This window comes from Pseudomonas atagonensis (assembly GCF_011369485.1).
GTDB classification, from domain to species: Bacteria; Pseudomonadota; Gammaproteobacteria; order Pseudomonadales; family Pseudomonadaceae; genus Aquipseudomonas; species Aquipseudomonas atagonensis.
Map to the genome: position 1 here is coordinate 1 of NZ_VXCA01000061.1, position 1,184 is coordinate 1,184.

Consider the following 1,184-nt stretch of genomic DNA (forward strand, 5'->3'; position numbering starts at 1 on the left):
TGTGGGAGATTCTATGTTTGAGGGGAACCCTCAAACATAGAATTCGGCTTGTATTCGCTTTGGTTTTTCATCAACGCGAACATCACTCTTGCCAGCTTGCGAGCCAGTATCACCAACGCTTCCGTAGCCTTCAGGCCTCGTGCCAAGCACCGGTGGTAGTAAGGTTGCCAGACAGGGGAGCGGCTAGCAGCCATCGCACTGTTGTGCAGTAGCCGCCTAAACTCCGAATCGCCGCGCTTGGAAAGTCGACGTCGTTGATCTTTCTTTCCCGACTGACGGACTCGCGGGTCCATCCCTAAAAACGCGATGTAGCTATCACTGTCGGGAAAATCCCCTCGCGTAAAAGCCGTCACTGCCGCCGTGGCCGTCAGGATACCTACGCCCTCAATAGCTTGGCAGCGCTGCACCTGAGCGTTCAGGCCGGCTTCGCTGACAATACTTTTCAGCACCTTTTGAATGTTTTTTTCAATGTGCTCAACATTTGCCAGAAACTCAGCCAGCGCATCCTTGAGTAAGGGCTCGTCCTTCCAGCTCTGCTTGATCGCAACACAATGGCGAACCAGTTCGGCGCGACGGCGCAGCAGGCTTTTAAGTTGGGTATACGCTTTTGGAGGCGGACTCCAAATCCTCAGTCCATCAGACTCTTTGCGTAAGTAGCGTGCCAGCAACGCCGCATCCAGGGCGTCTGTTTTGGCCCGAACATTTATCCCGTCGCGGTATCTGTTGAGCCGTCGGCCATCAATGACGTAAACGTCATGACCCATTTCATGGGCCAGCTCCGTCGTGTCAAGGTGATAAATACCGGTTGCCTCAATGGCCAGTGCGCTGTTCGCCGGAAGTGTCTTCAACCACTTCTTCAGCGCTGGCCTGGCGTTAGAAACGATCTTGATGGCATCCAGATCGGATCGATAGACCACGATTTCATCTTTCGCAACATCCACTCCAATGACCACCTGCGAATCCAGGATTGTCATGACGCACCCTCCGAGCTAGGGTTTAAAGGCTTGTCGGGGTTCACCGTTGCGCTGGCTTGTTTCTATCGTCGGTCCGAGCCGATGCATTCCTTATCGGCGCATTAGGTGAAGGGGTGGGACGATGTCTCCCACAGTCTGTACTGGTCAGAGTCAGAAGCGAGGCTCTAGTCCCACCCACCCCTTCAAGTCTAAACATACAAGCGGGCTTGC

The 1,184-nt window shown here is 54.1% G+C and carries 1 protein-coding gene; it reads right to left on the reverse strand.

Going from position 1 to position 1,184, the window contains the following annotated elements:
* Positions 1-11: 11 nt before the first annotated feature.
* Complete coding sequence (locus tag F2P67_RS27430; protein ID WP_166226359.1) at positions 12-974, reverse strand: IS110 family transposase; 963 nt, start codon at positions 972-974, stop codon at positions 12-14.
* Positions 975-1,184: the final 210 nt, after the last annotated feature.